Annotated in this window: 12 protein-coding genes and 2 tRNA genes; 9 read left to right on the top strand and 5 right to left on the bottom strand. The window is 66.8% G+C overall.

The window, feature by feature from the left end:
- From ACX80M_RS17050 to ACX80M_RS17040, 3 genes are all read right to left on the bottom strand, one after another.
- Nucleotides 1-738 (bottom strand): ABC transporter ATP-binding protein, encoded by a 738-nt coding sequence (locus ACX80M_RS17050; RefSeq protein ID WP_252610833.1) that lies wholly within the window; start codon nucleotides 736-738, stop codon nucleotides 1-3.
- Nucleotides 735-1,346, bottom strand: a complete 612-nt coding sequence (locus tag ACX80M_RS17045; protein ID WP_252599828.1) for a PadR family transcriptional regulator — start codon at nucleotides 1,344-1,346, stop codon at nucleotides 735-737. The genes ACX80M_RS17050 and ACX80M_RS17045 overlap by 4 nt, the downstream gene beginning before the upstream one ends.
- A 121-nt stretch (nucleotides 1,347-1,467) precedes the next feature.
- Nucleotides 1,468-2,451, bottom strand: coding sequence for an NAD(P)H-quinone oxidoreductase (locus tag ACX80M_RS17040; protein WP_141139438.1), 984 nt, complete (start codon nucleotides 2,449-2,451; stop codon nucleotides 1,468-1,470).
- 109 nt (nucleotides 2,452-2,560) lie between these two features.
- On the opposite strand from ACX80M_RS17040, the gene ACX80M_RS17035 reads away from it, so the two are divergent.
- From ACX80M_RS17035 to ACX80M_RS17025, 3 genes are all read left to right on the top strand, one after another.
- Nucleotides 2,561-2,648: transfer RNA gene (locus tag ACX80M_RS17035), tRNA-Ser, on the top strand.
- A gap of 148 nt (nucleotides 2,649-2,796) precedes the next feature.
- Nucleotides 2,797-3,564, top strand: a complete 768-nt coding sequence (locus tag ACX80M_RS17030) for a VOC family protein (RefSeq protein ID WP_252610831.1) — start codon at nucleotides 2,797-2,799, stop codon at nucleotides 3,562-3,564.
- 238 nt (nucleotides 3,565-3,802) lie between these two features.
- Nucleotides 3,803-8,362: an ExeM/NucH family extracellular endonuclease gene (locus ACX80M_RS17025; protein WP_252614965.1), complete on the top strand. Its 4,560-nt coding sequence runs from the start codon at nucleotides 3,803-3,805 to the stop codon at nucleotides 8,360-8,362.
- Between the two features lie 184 nt (nucleotides 8,363-8,546).
- Here the strand turns inward: ACX80M_RS17025 and ACX80M_RS17020 are convergent, their stop codons facing one another.
- Complete coding sequence (locus ACX80M_RS17020; RefSeq protein WP_252610820.1) at nucleotides 8,547-10,583, bottom strand: FAD/NAD(P)-binding protein; 2,037 nt, start codon at nucleotides 10,581-10,583, stop codon at nucleotides 8,547-8,549.
- A gap of 75 nt (nucleotides 10,584-10,658) precedes the next feature.
- On the opposite strand from ACX80M_RS17020, the gene ACX80M_RS17015 reads away from it, so the two are divergent.
- The 3 genes from ACX80M_RS17015 (at nucleotide 10,659) to ACX80M_RS17005 (ending at nucleotide 14,905) form a co-directional block, all read left to right on the top strand.
- On the top strand, nucleotides 10,659-12,929 hold the full coding sequence (locus ACX80M_RS17015; RefSeq protein ID WP_252610818.1) for a prolyl oligopeptidase family serine peptidase: 2,271 nt from the start codon (nucleotides 10,659-10,661) through the stop codon (nucleotides 12,927-12,929).
- Between the two features lie 135 nt (nucleotides 12,930-13,064).
- A tRNA-Ser gene (locus ACX80M_RS17010) sits at nucleotides 13,065-13,152 on the top strand.
- A 271-nt stretch (nucleotides 13,153-13,423) separates the two neighbouring features.
- Nucleotides 13,424-14,905 (top strand): MFS transporter, encoded by a 1,482-nt coding sequence (locus ACX80M_RS17005; RefSeq protein WP_459310028.1) that lies wholly within the window; start codon nucleotides 13,424-13,426, stop codon nucleotides 14,903-14,905.
- Here ACX80M_RS17005 and ACX80M_RS17000 read toward each other — a convergent pair.
- The gene (locus tag ACX80M_RS17000) at nucleotides 14,829-17,009 is read right to left on the bottom strand and encodes a RecQ family ATP-dependent DNA helicase (protein WP_459310027.1); all 2,181 of its coding nucleotides are present in this window, start codon (nucleotides 17,007-17,009) and stop codon (nucleotides 14,829-14,831) included. The genes ACX80M_RS17005 and ACX80M_RS17000 overlap by 77 nt on opposite strands.
- Before the next feature lie 96 nt (nucleotides 17,010-17,105).
- Between ACX80M_RS17000 and ACX80M_RS16995 the strand changes: the two genes are divergently transcribed.
- The 3 genes from ACX80M_RS16995 to ACX80M_RS16985 are packed head-to-tail and all read left to right on the top strand — an operon-like array spanning nucleotide 17,106 to nucleotide 19,487.
- Nucleotides 17,106-18,524, top strand: coding sequence for a phosphomannomutase/phosphoglucomutase (locus ACX80M_RS16995; protein ID WP_459310026.1), 1,419 nt, complete (start codon nucleotides 17,106-17,108; stop codon nucleotides 18,522-18,524).
- Nucleotides 18,511-19,020, top strand: a complete 510-nt coding sequence (locus ACX80M_RS16990) for a hypothetical protein (protein ID WP_459310025.1) — start codon at nucleotides 18,511-18,513, stop codon at nucleotides 19,018-19,020. The genes ACX80M_RS16995 and ACX80M_RS16990 overlap by 14 nt, the downstream gene beginning before the upstream one ends.
- Nucleotides 19,021-19,037: 17 nt before the next feature.
- Nucleotides 19,038-19,487 carry an RrF2 family transcriptional regulator gene (locus tag ACX80M_RS16985; protein WP_252599746.1) on the top strand — a complete coding sequence of 150 codons (450 nt, stop codon included), beginning with the start codon at nucleotides 19,038-19,040 and terminating at the stop codon, nucleotides 19,485-19,487.
- Nucleotides 19,488-19,579: the final 92 nt, after the last annotated feature.

The following is a 19,579-nucleotide window of genomic DNA, read 5'->3' as shown; positions in this document are numbered from 1 at the left end:
TCAGTGGCCGGCCTGCGTCAGGAGCATGGCGGGATCGTGCATGGCAGCTGCCTGGTCCACGATCCGGCCGTCCCGGAGGAACACCACCCGGTCAGCCCACGCGGCATGCCGGGCCTCATGGGTCACCAGCATCACGGCCGCACCGGCATCGGCACGTCCGCGGAGCACCTCCATGACGCCATGGCCGGTGGTGGAATCGAGGGCTCCCGTTGGTTCGTCGGTTAGGATCAGCCTGCGGTTGCCCACGATGGCCCGTGCGATGGCCACCCGCTGCTGCTGTCCGCCGGACATCTGGTCCATAAAGCGGTCCGCGAGTTCCGGGATGCCCACCTGCCGCAGCGCATCGATGGCCTGGCGTTGCGCCTTCCTGGCGGCCGTCCCGTCCAGCTCCAGCGGCAGCGCCACGTTCTCGGCAGCCGTCAGCGTGGGGACAAGGTTGAAGTCCTGGAAGACATAGCCGACGGCGCGGCGGCGCAACCGGGCGAGTTCGTTCAGTCCCAGCCCGCCCAGTGGTGTCGATTCCACAAAGACACCGCCCGACGTCGGCCGGTCAAGTCCCCCGGCCAGTGCCAGGAGGGAGGATTTTCCGGAACCTGACGGACCCATCACCGCGACGAACTCTCCGGCTCTGATACTGAGGTCCACCTCGCGCAACGCGGCGACCGCCGTCGCGCCTTCACCGAACGTCCTGCTGACCTTGGCGAGTTCCAGGACCTGATGCGGCCCCTGGACGCTCACCGGCGGCTATCCGCGATGAGCGGGGCTGCCTCTTCCACAGTGACCCCGTTGGACGATTTGCGTGGTGTTGCCTGGCCCGCGGTCTGCGCCTGCTGCAGCATCCGCGCCTCGCAAAGGTCCAGCCAGCGGACCTCCGCTTCCGTCTGGAAGATCAGCGAATCCAGCACCAGCAGCCAGGCGGTATCCGCCGCCCGCTGGTTGGCGGCCGTGTCGCGGCGGGCCTTGGTGTAGTCCTGCAGCGCACGGATGGACGCCACCCGCTGGGCCTGGATGATGGCCTGCACATCCACGCCTGGCAGCGTGACCGCGAGCGCCAGTTTGATGGCAAGCTCGTTCCGGGGCGGGTTGTTGCGCTCCACGGGGGCGGCAAACCAGTTCCGCACTTCCGCCTTGCCGGCGGCGGTGATGCTGTAGATCACGTGGCCTTCGCCGTCACTGCCGTCATTGCTGACCAGGCCGTCGCGTTCGAGCCTGTCCAGCGTGGTGTACACCTGCCCGATGTTCAGGGACCAGGTGGACCCGGTGCGGTTCTCGAACTCAACCCTGAGCTGGTAGCCGTAACGCGGCTGGTCCTGCAGCAGGGCAAGGAGGCTGTGGCGGATGGACATGGTGCTCCTAGCGGTGGCGTCAGCGTCGGTATGCACGGACCCCCCAAGACCCGTGCATACCGCGTATAGAGTGAGGCTAAGCCAGTCCACGGCGCAAAGCAATACTCAGTATCTACCGTGGCTACATTACCAGCAGGATCTTGCCCACATGGTCGCCGCTGTCGAAGTACCGGTGGGCGGCCGCAACCTGGTCCAGCGGGAAGGTCTTGGCCACCAGCGGGCGGATCCGGCCGTCCGTGATGAGGGGCCACACGGATTCGCGCACGGCGTTCATGATGGCGCCCTTTTCCGCCACCGGGCGCGGCCTCAGTGCCGTGGCAACCACTGCCGCGCGCTTCCGCAGGAGCTGGCCAAGATCCAGCTCACCCTTGGCTCCGCCCTGCAGGCCGATGACAACGAGCCGGCCGTAGTCCGCGAGCGCATCAACGTTCTGCGCCAAGTACTTGGCACCCACAACGTCGAGGATCACGTCGGCGCCCTTGCCGCCGTTCTGCCGCCGGAGGCTTTCGGGGAAGTCCTCTTCGGTGTAGTTGATGGCGATGTCCGCGCCCAGGAAAGCCTTCGCGGTCCCCACCTTTTCCGCGCTTCCCGCGGTGGTGGCGACCCTGGCGCCGAAGGCCTTGGCCAGCTGGATGGCCATGGTGCCGATCCCGCCGGTGGCGCCGTGGATTAGGACAGTCTCGCCCGCCTGCAGCTGAGCCGTCATGATCAGGTTGGAGTAGACCGTGGCTGCGACTTCCGGCAGCGACGCAGCGGTGACCACATCAACGCCGTCGGGAATCCGCAACACCTGCTCCGCCGGCACCGCTACCTGCTCCGCGTAGCCTCCGCCGGCCAGCAGCGCCACCACCTTGTCCCCCACGGAGAATGCCTTGGTGACGCCGGGACCGAAACCGGCGATCCGCCCCGAGACTTCCAGCCCCGGGATCTCGGACGCGCCGGGCGGGGGCGGGTAGAAGCCCCTGCGCTGTTGCACGTCCGCCCGGTTCAGGCCGGCGGCGACAACGTCGATCAACACCTCGCCCTGCCCGGGCACCGGCGCGTCCACTTCGCGGACTTCCAGAACCTCCGGACCACCGGGTTCTGCAATGTAGACGGCTTTCATGGAGAACTCCCGTTTTCTAGCTGACTCGTGCCCCAGAACCAGTGTGCACCGGACGCACGGCAGACTCTGTTTTGTTGCAGCCAACTGCCTATGAAACACTACTCGTTAGGGAAGGTTGTCCGAGCGGCCGAAGGAGCTAGTCTTGAAAACTAGTGTGCGGTAACCCCGTACCAAGAGTTCGAATCTCTTACCTTCCGCGAATGGAACCCCGGTACGCCACATGATGGCGGACCGGGGCTTATTCGTTTAACCGGCACAGGGTCCGCCGGAGCTAAACCATTGAAACTGTCCGAGCCCGGACATAGGGTCGTTCCTTTTGTCACCCATCGACAGCAAGAGCCCATCATGCCTTCACCCGAGATCACCGCCGGCGCACCCTGCTGGATCGACCTCATGACGTCAGACATCGACAAGGCCCGCCAGTTCTATGGCGAACTCTTCGGCTGGGAGTACGAGACCGGAGACGAGGAGAAATACGGCGGTTACACCACCGCGCGGAAGAACGGCAAGACCGTGGCCGGACTCATGCAGAAGGACGAGGACCAGGCAGGCATGCCCGACGTCTGGTCCACATACCTCCGCTCGGACGACGCCGAGGCCACCGCGTCCGCCGTCGCGGCCAACGGCGGCCAGGTCTACATGCCGCCCATGGATGTTCCGGAACAGGGCCACATGGCCATCTTCGGCGACTCCGCCGGAGCGGCAATCGGCGTGTGGCAGCCGCGCGAGATGAAGGGGTATGAGCTCGTTGCCGAGCCCGGCGCCGCCGCCTGGCACGAGCTCCACACCAAGGACTACGACGCCGCCGTGAAGTTCTACGAGGAGGTGTTCGGCTGGGATACGGATGTTATGAGCGATACACCGGACTTCCGGTACACCACCCTGGGCGCCGGGGACTCCGCCAAGGCCGGCATCATGGACGCCTCCGGGTATCTGCCGGCCGACGTTCCGTCCAATTGGCAGGTCTACTTCAACGTCGAAGATGCGGACGCTTCGATTGAGAAGGCCGTTTCGCTCGGTGCCACCGTCATTGACGGACCGGAGGACTCTCCGTTCGGCCGCCTCGCCTCGTTGGCCGACCCCACCGGTGCAATGTTCAAGATCATCGCATAAGTAAATTCCTTCGACGAAATACCGGCCGGCAGCTTTCATTAAAGCTACCGGCCGGTATTGTTTTGCCCCACGGACGTTTCGCCAAGTGCACGCACCATCAACCTTGCGTTCATGCGGCGCTGCTTTGCTGTGCCGGACACCACCTGATCAAACGTGGAGTCCGGACACTGTCCGTCGGTACAACCCGGACACACTCCATCGGGTCCCCTACCGGGACGCCCCTATGAAAGTAGAGCGGATGCACCATTCACCTTGGAAATTAGCTCTGGGAACAGCGGTGTCTGCGGGGCTCATCGCAGCTCCGTTGGCAGCGGTCCCCGCCTTCGCCGTCGACGCAGCACCAGCCGGCACTTCACCCGTTGTCATCAACGAGGCCTACCTGAGCGGCGGCAGTTCCGGCGCAGCGTACAAGAGCAAGTTCGTTGAGCTCTACAACACCTCCGACGCCGCGGTCTCCCTTGACGGCTGGTCAGTCCAGTACCGTTCAGGCGCGGGAACTGCGGCGCCCACCAGCGTGGCTGCCCTCACCGGTTCCATCCCTGCCAAGGGCCACTACCTCATCCAGGGCGGCAGCAACAACGGCGGGGTTGAAGGTGCGGACCTGCCGACTCCGGATCTTGTGGCAACCTCCCTGAATTTCAGCGGCTCCGCCGGCACCATCATCCTGGCGAAGCAGGCCGCCGCCGCCCCGCTCGCCACCGGATCCGTTATTGAACCGGCCGGCGTGGCAGACCTCCTCGGCTACGGTTCCTCCAACACCTTTGAAACGCAGGCCGCCGTAGCGCCCGCCGGCAACACCGACGTCAAGAGCCTGAACCGCAGCGCCGGGACGGACAGCAACAGCAACCGGGCAGACTTCACGCTGAACACCGCCGTCACGCCGACGGCGGCGGGCGGCACCGTGGACCCCGTCCCGGACCCAACGCCGGACCCCGACCCAACACCGGACCCGGTCCCCGGCACCAAAACCATTGCCGAAATCCAGGGCACCGGCACCGCCAGTCCGCTGGCCGGCACTGCCGTAACAACGCGCGGCAAAGTCACCGCGGCCTTCCCCACCGGCGGTTTCGCCGGCTACTACGTCCAGACCCCCGGCACCGGCGGCGACCTCACCCCGGCCGGCCACACGGCGTCGGACGCTGTTTTTGTCTACTCCCCGGCCACCGCAGGCTCCGTGCAGACCGGCGACTTCGTGGAAGTCTCCGGCACGGTTTCCGAGTTCTTCGGCATGACCCAGGTCAGTGTGGCGGACGCCGCCGGGCTGACCAAGCTCACCGACGCCGCCCCCGAGGTGAAGGCCACCGCCTTCACGCTCCCGGCGGCCGAGTCCTTCCGCGAGGCACTCGAGGGCATGCTGCTGGCACCGCAAGGGCCCGTCACCGTCACCGACAACTACTCGCTGAACCAATACGGCGAAATCGGCCTCTCGGGCGGGACCACCACGCTGGTGCAGCCCACCGCCGTCGCGCGTTACGGCTCGGCCGAATACCAGGCCGCCGTGGCGGACAACGCTGCCCGCGGCATCAAGCTCGACGACGGCTCCACCACCACTTTCCTCAAGGACGCCACCACCAAAGCCCAGGTGCTGCCGTACCTGACGGCCACGGACCCGGTCCGGGTGGGCTCGCCGGTGACGTTCGCTACCAACGTGGTGCTCAGCTACGCCAACAACGCCTGGAAGTTCCAGCCGCTGACCCATCTCACCGAGGCCAACAAGGGCACGGTCCAGCCGGCCAGCTTCGGCGCCACCCGGACCGAGGCTCCCGCCAGCGTGGGCGGCAACCTGAAGATCGCCTCCTTCAACGTGCTGAACTACTTCCCCACCACCGGCGACACCCTCACGGGCTGTTCCTTCTACAAGGACCGCAACGGCAACCCCATCACGGTCCAGGGCGGCTGCGATGCCCGCGGCGCGGCAAACGCGGAGAACTTCCTCCGCCAGCAGGACAAGATCGTCGCCGCGATCACCAAGACCGGCGCCGACGTGGTGTCCCTCATGGAAATTGAAAACTCCGCCCAGTTCGGCAAGGACCGCGACGACGCCCTGGCCAAACTGGTGGACGCCCTCAACATCGCGACCCCCGGCATCTGGGACTACGTGCGGACACCCGCCAACGCTCCCCCGCTGGCCGACGAGGACATGATCCGCACCGCGTTCATTTTCAAGAAGGCCGTGGCCGAACCTGTGGAAGAGTCCATCATCCACAACGACACTGTCGCCTTCGCCAACGCCCGCAAGCCGCTGGCGCAGGCCTTCAAGCCCGTAGGCGCCGGGGACGACAAGAAATTCATCGCCATCGCCAACCACTTCAAGTCCAAGGGTTCGGCAGCAACGCCGGATGACACGGACAAGGGCCAGGGCGCGTCCAACCTCGCCCGCACCGCCCAGGCCAAGTCGCTCCTGGACTTCGCCGCCGGGCTGCAGGCAACCAAGGGCACGGACAAGGTTTTCCTGATCGGCGACTTCAACTCCTACGCCCAGGAAGACCCGATGAATGTCTTCACGGACGCCGGCTACGTCAACCAGGACGGCAAAGCGACGAACGCCGACGGCTCCGCGAAGCACTCCTACCTTTTCGGCGGCCTGGCGGGTTCGCTGGACCACATCCTGGCCTCCCCCGGCGCTGATGCGGTGGTCACCGGCGCGGACATCTGGAACATCAACTCCGTAGAGTCCGTGGCGCTGGAGTACAGCCGGTATAACAACAATGTGACCAACTACTATGCGCCGGATCAGTACCGCGCCAGCGATCACGATCCTGTGGTGGTGGGCCTTGACCTGCCTGCCGGCCCGGTCACGCCGGCCAGCGTTGAGCTGAACTTCCTGGGCATCAACGATTTCCACGGCCGCATCGACACCAACACGGTGCTGTTCGCCGGCACCATCGAGAAGCTGCGCGCCGCCGCACCCGGGGCCACGGCCTTCCTGTCCGCCGGCGACAACATCGGGGCATCACTGTTCGCCTCGGCCGTTGCCAAGGACCAGCCCACCATCGATGTGCTGAACGCGCTGGAGCTGGACGCTTCCGCCGTGGGCAACCACGAGTTCGACGGCGGCTGGGCGGACCTGCGCGACCGCGTCATCGCGGGCGGCACCAACGCCACGTTCCCGCTGCTCGGGGCGAACGTTTACAAGAAGGGAACCACGGAACCGGTCCTGCCGGAATTCACCGTGCTGGACATGGACGGCGTGAAGGTCGCCGTCATCGGCACCGTCACCCGGGAAGTCCCGTCCCTGGTGACGCCTGCCGGCATCGCCGATCTTGAATTCGGCGATCCTGTGGACGCCATCAACCGCGTGGCTGCCAGGATCACGGCGGAGAACCTCGCCGACGTGATCATCGCGGAAAACCACGACGGCGCCGGTTCAGGAACGCCGGACGGCGCCACCCTCGAGCAGGAAGTGGCAGCGGGCGGCCCGTTCGCGAAGCTGGTCACCGAAACCTCCCCCGAGGTGGACGCCATCTTCACCGGCCACACGCACAAGGAATACGCCTGGAACGCACCGGTCCCCGGGGCTTACGGAAAGACCCGTCCGATTGTCCAGACCGGCAATTACGGCGAGAACATCGGCCAGATCCAGCTCACGGTGGATACGGCCACCAAGGAAGTCACCGCCTCGAAGGCCGGGAACGTCAGGCGGACCACAGATGCCGCCGCCGGCCTCGTAGCCGCTTACCCGCGGGTGGCAGCGGTAGATGCCATTGTGAAGAAAGCCCTGGCCGACGCCGCCGCGATCGGCAACCAGCCGGTGGGTGCACTGACCGCAGATATCACGACAGCGTTCACCCCGGACCCCGCCGGCGGCCCCGCCAAGCGCGATGACCGTGCGAGCGAATCCACGCTGGGCAACTTGGTGGCCGACTCACTGTTGGAGTCGCTCCAGCCGGCTGAGCTGGGCGCCGCGGAAATCGGCGTCGTCAATCCCGGCGGCCTCCGCAACGAGCTGTACTACGCCCCGGACGGCACCATCACCTACTCGGAGGCCAACTCGGTCCTGCCGTTTGTGAACAACCTGTGGACCACGTCCGTGACCGGTGCGCAGTTCAAGGCACTCCTGGAGCAGCAGTGGCAGACCAACGCTGACGGCACGGTCCCCAGCCGCGCCTACCAGCAGCTGGGCCTGTCCAGGAACGTCAACTACACGTACGACGCCACCCGCGCCGCCGGTGACCGGATCACCTCCATCCGGGTGGCCGATGCGCTGATCGATCCGGCGAAGTCCTACCGGATCGGGACGTTCAGCTTCCTGGCCACCGGTGGCGACAACTTCCGAGTCTTCAAGGACGGAACCGGCACCAAGGATTCGGGTCTGGTGGACCGGGACGCCTGGATCACGTACTTGCAGGGTCACAACCCCGTGTCGCCGGACTTCGCCCGGCGGACGGTGGCCGCGGTGAACACCACGGCAGCCGAGGTCAAGGCCGGGGACGCCATCACCCTGGCGGTTTCCAAACTGGACCTCACCTCGCTGGGCAGCCCGGTGAATACGTCGCTGGCTGCGGTGTTCACCGACAGCGCCGGGACTGTGACGGACCTTGGCACGGTGCCGGTTTCTGCCGGCGCCGCCGCCGTGAATCTCGCCGTTCCTGCCGGCGCTGCTTCAGGATCCGGAACCCTGGCGCTCACGGCTGCCGAGTCCGGCACTGTGGTGAAGGCGGCAGTCCAGGTGGCTGCCAGCGGACCGGTTCCGCCGGTCTGCACGGCACCGGTACCGCCCACCAAGTGGTACGACGTCCTGGGGTGGATCCGTTACGGCGTTGCCTGGATCCAGTACCAGCAGTGCCTGCGCGGCTAGCACTAATCTGGAGCGCCTGACGGCGGGCCAGCTTTAAACAGAGAGGCGCCCCTCCCCGGCTGAAGCAGTTGGGGAGGGACACTTTCTTCCTCTCGAGTTTTTGCCCAGATGATCCGTTTTTCCGGGGGCGAAGGGGCCGTTATGTGGACAAAAACTCAGGGGACGTGAGGACGAATATTTCGCCTCAGTGTCCCAGGATCGCCTGCGCGATTTCGTCGGCGTCGCGGAGTGTCCTTTGCCCGCTGGCGTACGTGGGGCCGCCCGGCTGGAGCGCTTCCGCGGCGATGGCCGTGCCCCACTGGGTGGCCGAAAGTTGGAGGCCCAGCACATAGAGACCCTCAGTCACCGAGCCGTTGGCCGCCACCGGCCGGTACGGGTGGGGCGCCACGTCGAGCCCGGTGGCCTGCACCGGCGCACCTTCCGCCGTCATCATCAGCCGGGGCCGCACCATCCCGTCCGCGAGGAGCTGTTCCAGCAGCGGTGAAGCGTTCGCCGACACCCGGTTCGCCGGCGCGAGGGCCTCCACCATGGTCTTCGCCGCCACCGGCGGGCCTTTCACCCACGGAGAGACGGCGGTAAAGCGGCCTGTCCGGCGGTCCACGCTGAACCGGGGATCGGGCCCTACAAAACTGACCACGCCGGCGCGCGCCAGGGCAGCCAGCTGTTCAGCGCGCAGCGCGGGCGGCCCGCTGGCCAGGCCCTCCACAAACGACTCAAACCAGCCACGCAGGCCAGCCACCCAGGACTCATCGGTGATGCCGCCGTCGGCCACTGCCGTTTTCAGCACCGCGCGCCCATGGTGCAGCGCGCCGATGGCCATCTTTACCGGATCCTGCTCGCCCAGTGCTGAGCGGCGGGCGTCATCCAGCAAGTACTCGACGACGGCGGCATCCAGTTCAGCGCGCGATCCGAAGGACCTGCCCACCAGGGGAGACGCGAGGCCCGGCAGGTCCAGCCGGTGCCGCGGCCCGACGTGCACTGCAAGGACGCTCTCCACAGCGGCCTCCCAGTTGGCGGCGCTGTGGGCATGCGGCCGCAGCGCATCCTCCAGCGCGGCCAGGAACTCGGACGCGTCGGGGACGGCGGCCGGCTGCGAGCGCACCAGGGTGGAGTAGTAGGCCCAGAGGGTGTCTCGGTGCAGCAGGGGCCAGAGATCGTGGTCGAAACCCGGCCGGATTCCGGTGGCCGCGAACCGTTCCAGCGCGGCCTCGGTCAGGTACCGCAGGGTAACCGCCGCCGGGTAGTAGCCGGCCAGCGCGGCCTTGGCCCGGTACGGGGTGCCGCGGCGGGAGGCCGCAATGATCAGGGGCTCCTGGCCGGAAGGCTGATACTCGAGCCGGGTTCCGGCGTCGATGAACTTTCCGCCGCGGCCCTCCGTGAGCTGGCCCATCGCGTCGAAGAAGTTCAGCCCCATGCCCCGGACCAGGACCGGTTCGCCGGCCGGAACCGCGGCCCAGTCGACGTCCGCCGGGACGGCCGGCGGGAAGTAGCTCAGGCCCAGCTGTGCGGCCGCTGCCTGGAGTTCCCGCTGTTCCGGGTTCAGCCGGGACGCCAGGTGCCCCAAGGCGAGGACCACGGAATCGACCGTGAGGGAACCGCCGCCGGCGAGTCCGACGTCGAACGTTCCGGTGCTGGGGGTTGTCCCGCCTGGGGTACCGTCCCCTTGAGAGCCGTCCGCCGGGGCGCCGTCCCCTGGCGTCCCCGCTGTTCCGTCGCGCGACGGGCGCACCGACACGGCCGTCGTTTCGTGGAAACTGATGGTGACGCCGTCGGGCAGTTTTGCCGTCAGCTCGTCCAGCGTGCAGCGCAGGTAGCGGCCGTACAGTGCCCGGCTGGGGAAGTCCCGCGATCCCAAGGCAGCCAGTTCGGACCGCTCGTCCAGCGTCAGGGCAGGCATCGGCTCACGCTGCTGCCGGGCACGCCAGCGGTCGAACGTGGTGCCCGCGACGGGCGGCGCCAGCCTGGGGTCTTCAGGGATGACCGTGGGATAGAAGGACTGGGTGTTCATGAGGTACAGCCGGGACTGGCCGGCCTGCCACACGTGCCCCGGACCTGCCGGATAAGGGTCGATGACGTCGATATGGAGGGATGCGGGGCCGGAGTGGGCAGCAGCGTGGGCGGCGGCGTGGGCGGCGGCGTGTGCGAGCAGGCGCTCCAGCACACTGGTTCCCCGCGGTCCGGCGCCGATGATGGCTGTCCGGATGCTCTTCGATTTACCCACGGCATCCAGAGTATCGGCATGCGCCGCAGGCACTTGACTTGCTTGCGGAGCGAAAATGTTGTTTGGATGGGGCGCATGACCACCACTGCAGCTGATCAAGCGCCCGGTTCATCGCCCGCCCCCGAACCCACTGATGAGAACGTCTGGCTGGAGGAGATCTACGGCGGGGCACCGCTTGCCTGGGTCCGGGAGCAGAACGCCCGCACCGAGGACCTTTTGGAGGACGCCGATTACGTAGGCCTGGAGGGAAGCATCCTGGAGGTGCTGGACTCCACGGACCGGATCGCCATGGTGGGCAAGCGCGGCGAGTGGTACTACAACTTCTGGAAGGACCAGGCGAACCCGAAGGGGCTGTGGCGCCGCACCACCTGGGAAAGCTACCTGACGGACTCCCCCGCCTGGGACGTGCTGCTGGATGTGGATGCCCTCGCCGCCGCCGAAGGTGAGGAGTGGGTCTTCCACGGTGCCACGTTCCTGCGCCCCGCCGCTGGCGACCCGTACCGCCTCGCGCTCCTGGCGCTCTCCCCCGACGGCGGCGACGCCAACCGCTACCGCGAGTTCGACGTCGGGACCCGCACCTTTGTTGACCCGGCAGACGGCGGTTTTGACCTGCCGACGGCGAAGGGGAACGTCTCGTGGCTGGACGCGGACACGCTGCTGGTTGCCTCCACGGCCGGGGACCTGCCGCGAACCGCATCCTCATATGCCCGGACGGCTGTCACCCTGCGACGCGGCAACGCCCTTTCCGCGGCCGCCCGGCTTTTTGAGGTGCCGGAGGACCACATGATGGCCGTGGTGGCGCACGATTCCACTCCGGGTTTCGAGCGCACGTTCGCCGTGGACTACATCGATTTCTACAACCGCAGCACGTTCATCCGCTGGGACGACGCCTGGCTCGAGATCGATGCGCCGACAGATGTTAACCTCAGTGCGCACCGCGAATGGCTCCTGTTCCGGCCGCAGCAGGACTGGTCCCTTGAGGGCAACACGTACCCCGCCGGGTCGCTGTTGGCTGCGAAGTTCGAGGACTACCTTGCCGGGGCGCGGGATCTCTTGGTGCTGTTTACGCCGGATGCGCACATTTCGCTGCAGTCGTGGAGCTGGACGCGGAATTTCCTGCTGCTGAACCTGCTGCGGGACGTCTCGTCCGAGATCCGGGTGCTGGATCCCTCTGTTCCAAGCGTTGCGGCCGACGGGGGTGCGGCCGACGGGAGTGCGGCCGACGGCGGCGCCTGGGCTTCGTCGCTGCTGGATGCCTGCCCGCCGCTGCACGACGTCAACGCCTACGCGGTGGACGACGAAGATGAAGGACCGGCCGACGGCGGTGCGGGCGACGACTTCTGGCTGGTCGCCACCGGATTCACCACCCCCAGCACACTGATGCGCGGAAGCCTCACGCGGGATCCTGCCGGGACCGCCGGCTCCGGCGGGGGCGTTGCCGGGACGGCTGGCGTGGTGAGCAGCCATGCGGCAGTCAAGGCGTCGCCGTCGTTCTTTAATGACGACCAGTACGAGGTGCAGCAGCACTTCGCCGTCTCCGCAGACGGCACCCGCGTCCCCTACTTCCAGGTGGCCTCGCGGGACCTTGTCCTGGACGGGCAGAACCCCACGCAGCTCTCCGGCTACGGCGGCTTCGAAGTCTCCCGGACCCCTGCGTACAGCGGAACCGTCGGCAGGGCTTGGCTGGAGCGCAGGACCGCCACCTCCGGCGGGCCCGGCGAGGCAGCGCACTCCCGCGGCGGCGTCTACGTTGTGGCCAACATCCGCGGCGGCGGCGAATACGGGCCGTCCTGGCACCGGGCCGCGCTCAAGGAAAACCGGCACCGCGCCTTCGAGGACTTTGCCGCCGTGGCGCAGCACCTCGTCCACCGTGGCGTCACCTCCCGGGAGCGGCTTGGCTGCGTGGGCGGGTCCAACGGCGGGCTGCTGGTGGGCAACATGCTCACCACCTACCCGGAACTTTTCGGGGCTATCTCCTGCGGCGTTCCGCTGCTGGACATGAGGCGGTACACCAAGCTCTCCGCCGGGCACTCCTGGATCGCCGAATACGGCGACCCGGACGTGGCGGCGGAATGGGAGTACATCAAGACCTTCTCCCCGTACCACCTGCTCAAGGACGGCGTGGAGTACCCCGAAACATTCATCTGGACGGCCACATCGGACGACAGGGTGGGACCGGTCCAGGCCCGCAAGATGGCCGCCCGGATGCAGGCGATGGGCATCCCGAATGTCTGGTTCCACGAAGCGCTGGAAGGCGGCCACGCCGGAGCTTCGGACAACCGGCAGGCCGCCGCCCTGCAGGCCCGCAGCCAGCACTTCCTTTGGCGGACGCTGGCAGGGGGTTGAGCCCAGGGCACTGTTCCTGGGCCCGGCGCGAGGCATACCGTGGGGCAGGGCGCCGGGGCTGAGACAAGCGTTCGGTGGCCGTTTTGCACTGCGTGCCCCGTTCTGCGTATCCTTGGTGGGCTAGTAATAGCCACTGGAGACGTGCCAGAGCGGCCGAATGGGCTTCACTGCTAATGAAGTGTGGGGCACAACTCCACCGGGGGTTCAAATCCCCCCGTCTCCGCGTTTGGCCCCGGTCCTGGACCGGGGCCTTTTGCGTTCCCTGGGGAAGTGCTTTTATGCCACCAAACCCAAACTAGGTAGCAGTAACTGTCGTTATGAGCGCTCATAACGACAGTTACTGCTACCTACATGGGCGGGAGACGGGCGTGGTGCGCGGGCGGGAGACGGGCGTGGTGCGTGGCGCGTGGAAAGTGGGGTGGGCTGGACAGGCTGGCGGTCCGGGGTGCGGACGCACGAGGCTCCACCCGTGCAGCCGGTGGCAGGATGGTGGAATGGCAGTAAGCAATTCCCCGGGCGCGGAATCCAGCACAAGCCAGGCGTGGAATCCACGCCTGGCGCTACTGGTGGCTGCCACATTCTTTATGGAGTTCCTGGACGGCACCATCCTCACCACCGCCATCCTCAACATCGCCAGCGACTTTGGCGTTCCAGCCGCCGACGTCAACATCACCATGACGGCCTACCTCATGACCGTGGCCATGGGAATCCCGCTCAGCGGCTGGCTTGCTGAACGCGTGGGGGCCCGCAAAGTATTCTGCTTCGCGATCGCCCTGTTCACACTGGCTTCACTGGCCTGCGCCATCAGCCCCGACCTGACCGTGCTGACGCTGAGCCGGATCCTGCAGGGCGCCGGTGGGGCCATGATGGTTCCTGTCGGCACCCTCCTGGTACTGCGCGGCACACCCAAATCGGAGCTTCTGCGGGCGACGGCTTTCCTGGTGTGGCCCGCGCTGCTGGCGCCCGTACTGGCGCCGCTCGTAGGCGGCGCGCTGACCACCTACCTGTCGTGGCACTGGATCTTCCTCATCAATTTGCCATTGGGGGCGGCCGCTTTCATCGCCGCACTCAGTCTGGTACCAGCCGGCGCCGGAGACAGGGCACGCAGGCTCGACTGGCTGGGCCTGTTCCTCACCACCACCGGAGTGGGCGCCCTGGTGGTGGGCCTTGAGCTGGCCACTGCCCACCCCGACGGTCCATGGGCAGCCATCGGCGCTGCTGCAGGGGTATGCGCCCTCGCGGCCGCCGTGCTGTGGATGAGGCGCGCCAAAAACCCTCTGTTTGATCTCAGTGTTTTTTCCACCCGAACATTCCGGGCCATGGCCACCGGCGGGTTCGTCTACCGCCTGACCATCAGTTCGGTGCCGTTCCTCCTGCCCCTGATGTTCCAGACCGGTTTCGGCTGGTCACCGCTGCACGCCGGAATCATGGTGGCGGCCGTGTTCATCGGCAACATCGGCATCAAGCCGGCCACCACGCCGCTGATCCGGCGTTTCGGTTTCCGGGCCATGCTGGTCTTCGGCTCCCTGGCATCGGCGGTGACCTTCGCCCTGTGCGCCCTGCTCACTCCGGACACGCCGCAGGCCCTGATCTTCGCCCTGCTCGTGTGCAGCGGGGCCTTCCGCTCCATTGGCTTCTCCGCCTACGCGTCGGTGCAGTACGCGGACATCGCACCCGCCCAGCTGACGTCGGCCAACTCCGTGTCGGCGACCCTGGTGCAGCTCGCCGCAGGCGCGGGCATCGCAGTTGGCGCCCTGCTGATCCGGATTTTCGACGGCGTGGCGGCCTTCCCCGCGGATCACGCTGGCCCCTTCCGCGGAGCCTTCCTCACCATGGCCGTCCTGATGCTCTTCAGCACGGCGGACAGCCTGTCACTGCACCGGCAGGCCGGCGCAGAGGTCAGCCGGCCTGGGCAAGCACGAGCGGAAGAACAGCCCCCGCCCCCGCCTGGCGCAGGGCGCGTCCAGCCACGGTAACGGTCCACCGGCTGTCCACGAGGTCGTCGATCAGCATCACGCCCTGGCCACGAAGTGTTGCCATGGCGGCCTCCAATTCCGGGCCCACCATGACGCGGTCCCAAACGCCCGCCAACCGGTACGCGCTGTTCCCGCCACGGCTTCCAGTGGGTCCGCCATGTCCCAGGGCCAGCTCGCCAAGGTAGGGGATCCTGCCGATTTCCGAAATTCCCTGGGCAAGGGAACGGACCAGTTCGGGCTTGCTGCGGGAAGGCATGCTGACGATCGCGGCCGGCCGGCCTGCACCGCTCCAGCCCGGGTTCCGGCCGTCACCGGTAGCCCATTCCCGCAGGACCTGGACACAGGCCTGCAGCATGGCAGGATCCACCGGCTGGTCTGCGGCGCCAGCCGCAAAGAGTTCCCGCAGCGCCCCGCCCCAGCCGAGATCGGTAAGCCTTGCCAGCACCCGGCCGTCCGCCAGTCCTTCGTCGGGCTTGATTTTTCCCTTGACCGGAACGCCCAAACGGTCCATGCCACTGGGCCACTGCAGCCGTGCCTCCAGGACACCACCGGCGCGGGTGAGCGTCTGACCCGCCGCTGCCGTGGCGTCGTCGGCGATATCGGCCCGGAACCAGCGGCCGGCGCAGTTGTCGCACTTCCCGCAGGGATGCGCCGTCTCGTCGTCGAGGACCGAGGTGATGTATTCCATCCGGCACCCGGCGGTGTCCTGGTAGATCACCATGGAGTCCTGCTCGTCCACCCTGGCCTCGGCGATCCGGCGGTAACGCTCAGCGTCGTAGATCCAGGGCTGGCCGGTGGAACGCCACCCGCCGCCGACACGTTCCACGGCGCCATCCACGGCCAGGACCTTCAGCAGCAGCTCCAGCGGGGTGCGGCGGAGATCAACCCGGGCCTCCAACGCAACCGTTGACACGGCAGTTCCGGCTTCAGCCAACGCTGTCAGCACTGCTGTGGCTTTCTCCTCCGATGGCATGGAAGCGGTGGCGAAGTACTGCCAGATATCCCGGTCTTCAGAACCCGGCAGCAACAGCACATCTGCGTTCGCCGCGCCACGGCCCGCACGGCCCACTTGCTGGTAGTACGCTACCGGGGAGGACGGCGCCCCGAGGTGGACGACGAAGCCAAGATCCGGTTTGTCGAAGCCCATGCCGAGCGCCGAGGTGGCAACCAACGCCTTGACCTGGTTGTCCTTGAGCATCTGCTCTGCGCGCTCCCGGTCCGCGGGATCGGTCCTGCCGGTATAGGCCTGCACGGTGTGCCCGGCTTCGGCGAGAAGCCTGGCGGTGTCCTCCGCGGCTGAGACTGTCAGCGTGTAGATGATGCCGCTGCCGGGCAGATCGGCCAGGTGCGTCAGGAGCCAGCCCAGCCGTTCGCGGGAATTCGGCAAGGTGAGGACGCCCAGGCGCAGGGAATCCCTGCCCAGGGTTCCGCGGATAGTGAGGACGCCCGCGCCCAGCTGTTCCTCGATGTCGTGGACCACGCGCGAGTTGGCCGTGGCGGTGGTGGCCAGGACAGGGACGGACTCCGGCAGTTGGGTGATCAGGTCAGCGATCCGGCGGTAGTCCGGCCGGAAGTCATGGCCCCAGTCCGAAATACAGTGTGCCTCGTCAATAACCAGCAGGCCCGTCCGCCGGATGAGCTCCGGCAGCTGGTTCTCACGGAAGGACGGGTTGGTGAGCCGTTCCGGCGAAACCAGCAGCACGTCGACTTCATCAGCGGCGAGCTGTTCCCGGACGGTGTCCCATTCCAGCTGGTTCGCGGAGTTGATGGCCACTGCACGCACTCCGGCGCGGGCGGCGGCAGCCACCTGGTCCCGCATCAGGGCGAGCAGCGGCGAAACGATCAGAGTAGGGCCGGCCCCGCGGCGCCGGAGCAGCAGGGACGCCACAAAGTACACGGCCGATTTTCCCCAACCGGTGCGCTGGACCACCAAAGCCCGCCGGCCGCCGTCGACCAGTGCTTCAATCGCCTCAAACTGTCCGTCGTGGAAATCCGCCGCCGGATGCCCGACAAGTTCGCGGAGAACCTCCAGCGCCTGGCTTTTTGTGGCGGACGGTGAGTCAGGGGAAACGGAAAGAAGGGCGGCGTTCTGGGTATCGACCATTGATTCAGTATCCCAGCCCCCACCGACACCCATAAAGCCGGGACCTCCGTATGTGGACAACCGGGAACGTCCGCGGGTCCACGTAAGATAAGACCCGTGACTAGCGAACAGACAAAGACTTTTGACCTCTCGGCATCCTTCAAGGCCTACGACGTCCGGGGCATCGTGGGCGAATCCATCACCGCTGAAATCGTCGAAGCCGTGGGCGCCGCGTTCGTTGATGTGCTGGAACTGGAGGGCCAGACGATCCTGGTAGGCGGCGACATGCGTCCCTCCTCCCCCGAGTTCGCCAAGGCATTCGCCGACGGCGCAGCCACCCGCGGCGCCGACGTCAAGCTCCTTGACCTGATTTCCACCGATGAGCTCTACTACGCCTGCGGCTCCCTCAACGCTGCCGGCGCCACGTTCACCGCCAGCCACAACCCTGCCGAATACAACGGCATCAAAATGTCGAAGGCCGGCGCGCAGCCCATCTCCTCCGAATCAGGCCTCAAAGAGATCCAGGCCCTCGCCGAGAAGTACCTCAACGAAGGCTCCATCCCGGCGGCCCCCGCCCGCGGCCTGATCGGTGTCCACGACGTCCTGAAGGACTACTCCGAGTACCTCCGCCAGCTGGTGGACCTCTCCGGATCCCGGCCGCTCAAGGTAGTTGTGGACGCAGGCAACGGCATGGCCGGCCTCACCACCCCGGCGGTACTCGGCGACGCCCTCCTGCCCAAGCTGCCGTTCGAGATCATTCCACTCTACTTCGAGCTGGACGGCTCCTTCCCGAACCACCCGGCCAACCCCCTCGAGCCGGAAAACCTCCGCGACCTGCAGGCCGCCGTCATTGAGCACGGCGCCGATATCGGCCTGGCATTCGACGGCGACGCCGACCGCTGCTTCGTCATCGACGAGACGGGTGAGCCCGTGTCGCCGTCGGCCGTCACCGGTATGGTGGCACGCCGCGAAATCGCCCGCGCCCAGGCGCAGGGCGAGGCAACGCCCACCGTCATCCACAATCTGCTCACCTCCCGTGCGGTGCCGGAACTGGTAGAGCACGACGGCGGCCGCGCCGTCCGCACGCGCGTGGGCCACTCCTTCATCAAGGCAGTCATGGCCGAGGAAGGTGCCGTGTTCGGCGGCGAGCACTCTGCCCACTTCTACTTCCGCGACTTCTGGAACGCAGACACCGGGATGCTCGCAGCAATGCACGTGCTCGCTGCCCTCGGCGAGCAGGATGGACCGCTGTCCGAGCTCGGCCGCGAGTACGAGCCCTATGTCTCCTCTGGTGAGATTAACTCCGAGATCGAGGACAAGGCCGGAGCCGTGGAGCGCGTCCGCACCGACTTCGCCGCCGAGGACATCACCGTGGACACCATGGATGGCAGCACGTTCACGGCAAATGATGGCAGCTTCTGGTTCAACCTGCGCCCGTCCAACACGGAGCCTTTCCTCCGGCTGAACGTGGAAGCAACGGACCGGGCCATGATGGAAAGCGTCCGCGACCGCGTATTGTCCAATGTCCGGCGCTAAGCCGGAGCTGGCCCACGAAGCCACGGACGGCCCGGCTGCGGTGGCTTCGTGGCGGGATTCCGTTCCGGAGGCCTCGGCCACGGACCTGGAAAACCTGCTGGGCACAGGCGTCGGCGCAGCCCAGGAACAGCTCGAGCGAAACGGCGGCTTCCTGCCGTTCGCACTGGTGGTGGAGAACGACGGCGAAGTCCGCCTCGTGGCCGTCACACCGGCTGATGCCCAGGACGGCTCCGACGGTGACTTCGACGCGGACACGATGATCAGCGACCTCACCGAACTGCTCCGGCAGAACCGTGCTGATTTCCGCGCAGCCGCAATTGTCTGCGACATCCTCTTGGTCGAGGAAGAAACAGATGCCATCCATGTAGCTGCTGAACACCGCGACGGATCCATTTTCGCCGCGGTCCTCCCTTACGCCGCCAACACCGGGACCCACGAACGGGAGTTTGGCCAGCTCGCCGCTGACACCAGCGAACCCACCGTCTGGGTGGACTAGACCGCACCCCGGTTGCCATGAAAATCAACGCCTTCGCAGACGTCAGCCTCCGGGCGCTGATGGTTCTGGCCGCCGCGCCCGGGGCGACCCTCCTGACCACGCAGAACATCGCCGATGCCGTGGGCACACCGTACAACCACGTCAGCAAGGCGATGGCCAGGCTGCGCAGCCTGGGCCTGATCGAGGTAGAGCGTGGCAGGTCGGGCGGATCCAGGCTCAGCTCCGCTGGCCGCCGGGCAACGGCGGGCCAGGTCCTGCGGGCCCTGGACACCCGGACGGACGCCGCCGACTGTGTCGCTCCGGGCGGCGACTGCCCGCTGATCCATGAATGCAGGCTTCGCGCCGCGCTGGCCCGCGCCCGTGAAGCGTTTTACCGGGAACTTGATGCAGTGGTTGTGGCCGAACTTCCAGGCTCGCGGCAGATGACACCCGTCTTCCAGATGATCGGCCTGCGCCCCGGCCTGTAGCCCGGCGCCGAGCCCACATCCCCCACCGATTTGATTCCAACTTCTACGAGGTGTAGAACTTGGGGTACGAATATACGCATTTCAAATGTAAG

The organism is Pseudarthrobacter sp. MDT1-22, assembly GCF_054511035.1.
Note: the sequence above shows the minus strand (reverse complement) of the source record. Positions and strands in the feature narration are given on the sequence as shown.